We start from the raw sequence: 5,536 nt of genomic DNA, 5'->3' as shown, positions 1-5,536 counted from the left end.
CCGGCGCCCAGGCCGCCGCCCAGCCCCCCGCCACCGCGACCCTGCGCTGGTCCTCCGACAAGGGGTGGGTCGACCGGCCCGGCACCGCGGCCGAACCCCCCGAAATCGCCTCGATGCCGACGCTCGCGCAGGTCACCACGGCCGAGCAGCGGTGGGCCGACCGTGAGGAGGACATCACCACCGTCGGCGGCGACCCCTTCGAGGTGGGGCAGGTCTTCGCCCGCCGCTGGATGGGCCGTCTCGGCGACCAGGGCCATCTGCAGAAACTGTCCGGTATGTACCCGCGCATCCCGCACCGCATCGACGGGGAGCTGCTGCGGTACGCGGCCCGCTTCGGCCTCCTCGCCCACAAGGACGACCAGATCGACGAGCACGACCGCTACGCCATCCGGGCGGGGTTCTGGCGCGAGATCGACGTACGGACGGCGGCCGAGCAAGCGCCCGCGGGGGACTGAACCGGGCACTTGGGGCGCCCCCGGCGGCGAGCGGGGGCCGCCGACCCCGTACTCTCGTCCCTTGTGAGTACGCGCGCGGCATCGACCATTCGGCACCGGGACGAGGTCGTGTGTGCCGTACGCGGACTGACCAAGACCTACCCGGCGGTCCGGGGCCGGCGCGGCACTCCCGCGACCCCCGAGGTCCGCGCCACCGACGACGTACGGCTCGAAGTGCGCCGGGGTGAGATCTTCGGTCTGCTCGGGCCCAACGGCGCCGGCAAGACCAGCGTCGTGCGGCAGGTGACCGGGCTGATGCGGCCGGACACCGGCAGCGTGGAGATCCTCGGGCACGACATCGTGCGCCACCCCGAACGGGCCGCGCGCATCCTCGCCTACCTCGGCCAGGAGTCCACCGCCCTCGACGAACTCACCGTCGCCCTCGCCGCCGAGACCACCGGACGCCTGCGCGGACTCCCCCTGAGCGAGGCCCGCCGCGAACGGGACGCCGTGCTCGACGAACTGGGGCTCACCCCCATCGCCGGGCGACCGCTGCGCAAGCTGTCCGGCGGACAGCGGCGGCTGGCCTGCTTCGCGACCGCGCTGGTGGGGGAGCGGCCACTGCTGGTGCTGGACGAGCCGACCACCGGGATGGACCCCGTCGCCCGGCGCGCCGTGTGGTCCGCGGTGGACCGGCGCCGCGCCGAGCGCGGCACCACCGTGCTGCTCGTCACCCACAACGTCATCGAGGCCGAGACGGTCCTCGACCGGGTCGCCGTCCTGGACCGCGGCAGGGTCATCGCCTGCGACACCCCCTCCGGCCTCAAGGAGCAGGTCGCCGACGAGGTACGGGTCGAGCTGGTGTGGCGGGAGCGGGCGCCGCTGGACGTCCCCGAGGTCGCCGCGCTGCGCGAGCGGGCCGTGGAGTCCGGGCGCCGCTGGACGCTCCGGCTGGGCCCCGAGGAGGCCCGTACGGTCGTCGCCACCGTCACCGGCGGGGCTGCCTTCGCCGCCCTGGACGACTTCACCCTCACCACGCCGAGCCTGGAGGACGTCTACCTGGCGCTGGGCGGGGCCGCCCGGCAGGGGTTGGTGAGGGTGTGAGCAGGATCGTCCCCGCATCCGTATCGAGCAGGGCGACATCGAACAGGGCGACCACCGGACCCAAGAGGAGCAACGCGACGTGAGTGTCGTACCCGTGGAGGTTCTGCCGGGCAGCGCCCTGGCCGTGGACGAGCAGCCGGCCCGGCAGGCGGCCGAGCTGGCGCCGCGCGCGCGGCTGTGGCCGTCGATGGCGGCCGTGTACCGGGCGCAGCTGTCGCGCGCGCGGGTGGCCCGCATCCCGCTGCTGTTCGTGGCGACCTTCCAGTCGGTCGGCATCCTGATCATGATGCGCGGAGTCGTCGACGGCAGACGCGAGGCGGAGGCCGTGGTGGCCGGCTCGGCGGTCCTCGTCGTCGCCTTCGTGGCGCTGAACCTCCTCGCGCAGTACTTCGGCCAGCTGCGGGCCAGCGGCGGCCTCGACCACTACGCCACCCTGCCGGTGCCGCCCGCCGCCGTGGTGCTCGGCGCGGCGGGCGCGTACGCGTCCTTCACCGTGCCGGGGACGCTGGTGACCGCCGTCCTCGGCTCGCTGCTCTTCGGGCTGCCGCTGACCCACCTGTGGGTGCTGGCGCTGGTCATCCCGCTGTCCGGCGCCGCGCTGGCCGGGCTGGGTGCGGTCTTCGGGCTGCTCGCCCCGCGCCCGGAGCTGGCCACCGTGCTGGGCCAGCTGGGCATGTCGGCGGCGCTGCTGCTCGGCGTGCTGCCGCCCGACCGGATGCCGGAGCCGGTGCGCTTCGCCCGCGACCTGCTGCCGTCGACGTACGGCGTGGAGGCCCTCGCGCGCACCTTCCGGCCGCATCCCGACTGGGCGTTCGTGGTCGGCGACCTCGCGGTGTGCGCCGTGGTCGGCGTGGTCTCACTGGCCGTCGCCACCTGGGCGTACCGCCGGGCCGCCGTCCGATGACGCACGGCACAGGCGGGCCTGGCACGATGTCAGGGTGACCGCACCGCTGACTCCTCCTCCGCCGCCGCACGAACCGTCCCCGCACGACGCCTGGCCGTCGCCGGGGGCGCACCCAGGTACGCCTGCCGCGCCGCACGACGCCGGACACGGACAGGACGGGCCCGGGATGAGGACGGAGCTGCGGGAAGCCGCGGTGATCACCGTCCTGGTCGCGGTCACCGGGGTGCTGCTGGGGCTGCTGTGGGTGTGGCTGGCGCCGCGCGTCCCGCTGGTCGGGGAACTCACCGACGACAGCTGGGTCGTCTACCTCAAGGACACCGAGGGCGAGCAGGCCGTCGGGGTGGACGGCACGTTCGCCCTGCTGGCCGCGGCCTTCGGTGCCGTGAGCGCCGCCGCCGTGTTCGCCTGGCGCCGGCGCGGGGGCGTGCCGCTGGTCGTGGCGCTGGCCCTCGGCGGACTGCTCGGCTCGCTGCTGGCGTGGCGGATCGGCGTCTGGCTCGGCCCCGGACAGGACGTGATCGCCCAGGCGAAGGCCGCGGGCAAGGGCGTCACCTTCTCGGCCCCCCTGAAGCTGAGCGCGAAGGGGGCGCTGCTGGCCTGGTCGCTGGCGGCGCTGCTGGTCCACCTGGGGCTCACGGCACTGTTCGGGCCGCGGGACCCGGAACCGTTCGGGCAGGGGCCGATGCACAAGGATGCGTACGGGGCGCCGCTGCGGTAGGGGTGGTGCCGGGCGCCGGCGGGCGGTGTCGTCGCCCCGCCGCTTCTCCCGTCCCGGGGACTGTCGTTGGCAGACCCTCGCCGCGGCCCGAACGGCCGCGTCCTCACATGCCGAAGGGGCTGGTCCGACCGCTGTTCACGCCCGTCCGACGGGGGCCAGGACGGCCTTCGTGAGGTCGGCCAGGTCGGTGGGGGAGAGTTCCACCTCCAGGCCGCGGCGGCCCGCCGAGACGCAGATGGTCGCGTGGGCCTTCGCCGAGTCGTCGAGGACCGTGGGGAGCCTCTTGCGCTGGCCCAGCGGGGAGATCCCGCCGCGGACGTAACCGGTGGTGCGTTCCGCCAGGGCCGGGTCGGCCATGGCCGCGCGCTTGCCGCCGACAGCCGCCGCGAGGGCCTTGAGGTCCAGTGAGCCGGCGACCGGTACCACGGCGACCGTCAGGGTGCCGTCCACCTCGGCCACGAGGGTCTTGAAGACCCGGTCGGGGGAGACACCCATGGCCTCGGCCGCCTCCTCGCCGTAGGACGGGTGGGCCGGGTCGTGGTCGTAGGAGTGGACCGTGAACTCCACGCCCGCCGCCGTCAGGGCGACGGTCGCGGGCGTGCCCCCGGACTGCTGCTGCTTCTTCGGCTTCTTCGCCATCAGGCCTCCCGTGCGTCAGTTGAGACTCGTGGGCCCGCGCGTCAGATCCGCCGCGGGCAGCGAGGGCAGGCTACGGAGGATGGCCGTCTCCGCGCGCAGGAGGTTCAGCTCGTCGCGCAGCCGGGAGGCGGTGTCCGGGGCCTGGAGCAGCCGCTGCTTGGTGGGCGTGTCGAGCATCATCGCCGCCGCCACCAGGTACGACACCACGGACGGCTCGTCGGGCAGGTCCGCCCCGGTGGACAGCGAGCGCTCCCGGGCACCCGCGAGGCGCTTCTGGTACTGACGGAAGGCCCGCAGCACGCCCTCCGCGAGCGCGCCCGCCTCGTCGCCCGGCTCCTCCGTCAGCTCCTCCAGCTCCGCCGTGAGGAACGGGCCCGAGGCGTCCACCGAGACCAGCCGCACCCGGGTCGTCCCGGTCGCCAGCACCTCGAAGGTGCCGTCGGCCCGCTCCCGCACGGTCGCGGCGTCGGCGATGCAGCCGACCGTCTGGAACGCCTTGAGCGGGTCGTCGCCGAACCCGCCGGCGGGACCGCGCTGGAGCGGCGCCGTCCGGTCCGGCATGCCCGGGGCGGCCGGTGCCGCCTCGTGGCCGTCGCGGATCGCGACGACGGCGAACCGGCGTGGTTCGTCCTCAGGGGTCTTCAGCAGATCGCGCATCAGGGCGCGATAGCGCTCCTCGAACACGTTGAGCGGAAGCACCAGCCCCGGGAAGAGGACGGTGTTCAGCGGGAAGAGGGGCAGCCGGACGGTGGTCACGCCGCAGAAGCCTAGTGGTCCGCGGGGTACGTGCGTTCCCCGTGCCCATGTGGTGGATGCCCGGCGGGCTCACCGGACGGTCCCGAGCACACGTTCTCGCGCACCGTCAGGAAGTGTCCCAGCGGGTCGTCCGAGAACCGGCCCCACGGGAAGGACGTGGCGTACGGGCCGATCAGGCGCAGCTGGGCCAGGGCGTCCGCCCGGCGGCCGAGACGGACCAGGACGTACGTCAGGAGGTTGCGGATCTCGGCCGTCCAGGGGTCCGAGCCCGGGAAGCGGGCGGACAGCGCGATCGCGCGGTCGGCGGCGGCGTCGAGGCGCTCGCGCGGCACCTCGGGACCGCAGCCGTCGGTGAGGTAGGCGAACGCCGCCCGCGCCGGCAGCGCCTGGGCGAGGGCGCCGGCCGGGGCGTCCTGTGCGGCCCGGTCGGCGAAGTCGAAGCACTCGCGGTGGGAGCCGTGCCAGGCCTCGGCCAGATAACGCTTGGCGGCCACATGGCAGCCGTAGTGGTGCGGGGCACGGCGGACGGCGGCCGACCACAGTTCGCCGAAGTACTTGTGCCCGGCGTTCGAGCCGCGCGCGTGGTCCAGGGCGATCCGCCACGGCACCGGGTCGCGGTGGTCGGCCTGCGCGGCGGCCGTGATCAGCGGACTCACCTCACGCAGCAGCTCGGCTCTCGCCGGCGAGTCCCAGGCGCGCCCCACCGCCAGCTGGGCGGTCAGCAGCAGGACGTCAGGGTCGTGCGGGGCGGCGGCCCGCCACTCCTCGAACCACTCGGGGCGGGACCGCGCGAAGGACGCGAGGCGGGTGACGTACCGGTCCCGGTGCTCCCACTCGGCGCGCTCGCGCGTGCCGGCCAGCAGGGCGGCGGCGGCCTCGTAGGTGTCCCGCCCGGCCGCGACCAGCGCGGGGCCCAGGCGGTCGTCGGGCACGTCGAGGAGTACCTCGTCGTCGGGCGGCAGTCCGGGAGCGGGCGGGGGG

General features: G+C 74.9%; 6 protein-coding genes and 1 pseudogene. 4 read left to right on the top strand and 3 right to left on the bottom strand.

The features are described from left to right. The 4 genes and pseudogenes from P1P75_RS39255 to P1P75_RS39240 form a co-directional block, all read left to right on the top strand. A pseudogene (locus tag P1P75_RS39255) lies at positions 1–455 on the top strand (NYN domain-containing protein); the annotation flags it as partial. A gap of 108 nt (positions 456–563) precedes the next feature. Next, a complete protein-coding gene (locus P1P75_RS39250; protein WP_319264397.1) occupies positions 564–1,538 on the top strand; it encodes an ABC transporter ATP-binding protein in 975 nt (324 codons plus the stop codon). Between the two features lie 79 nt (positions 1,539–1,617). Next, positions 1,618–2,442, top strand: coding sequence for an ABC transporter permease (locus P1P75_RS39245; RefSeq protein ID WP_319264396.1), 825 nt, complete (start codon positions 1,618–1,620; stop codon positions 2,440–2,442). 34 nt (positions 2,443–2,476) lie between these two features. After that, a complete protein-coding gene (locus P1P75_RS39240; protein ID WP_319264395.1) occupies positions 2,477–3,160 on the top strand; it encodes a hypothetical protein in 684 nt (227 codons plus the stop codon). A 135-nt stretch (positions 3,161–3,295) separates the two neighbouring features. Here the strand turns inward: P1P75_RS39240 and ybaK are convergent, their stop codons facing one another. The 3 genes from ybaK to P1P75_RS39225 form a co-directional block, all read right to left on the bottom strand. After that, positions 3,296–3,799 (bottom strand): Cys-tRNA(Pro) deacylase, encoded by a 504-nt coding sequence (ybaK, locus tag P1P75_RS39235; RefSeq protein WP_319264393.1) that lies wholly within the window; start codon positions 3,797–3,799, stop codon positions 3,296–3,298. 15 nt (positions 3,800–3,814) lie between these two features. Further along, positions 3,815–4,555, bottom strand: a complete 741-nt coding sequence (locus tag P1P75_RS39230; RefSeq protein WP_319264391.1) for an LON peptidase substrate-binding domain-containing protein — start codon at positions 4,553–4,555, stop codon at positions 3,815–3,817. 11 nt (positions 4,556–4,566) lie between these two features. Beyond that, on the bottom strand, positions 4,567–5,536 hold a 970-nt coding region (locus P1P75_RS39225), incomplete at its 5' end, for a hypothetical protein (RefSeq protein WP_319264389.1).

The organism is Streptomyces sp. ID05-39B, from assembly GCF_033794725.1.
Classification (GTDB): domain Bacteria; phylum Actinomycetota; class Actinomycetes; order Streptomycetales; family Streptomycetaceae; genus Streptomyces; species Streptomyces bobili.
This window is presented reverse-complemented; position numbering and strand designations above follow the sequence as displayed.

What these genes read in the sequence shown, in the direction of transcription:
- ybaK (WP_319264393.1), bottom strand. Translation starts at nt 3,799, where the DNA reads ATGGCGAAGAAGCCGAAGAAGCAGCAGCAGTCCGGGGGCACGCCCGCG.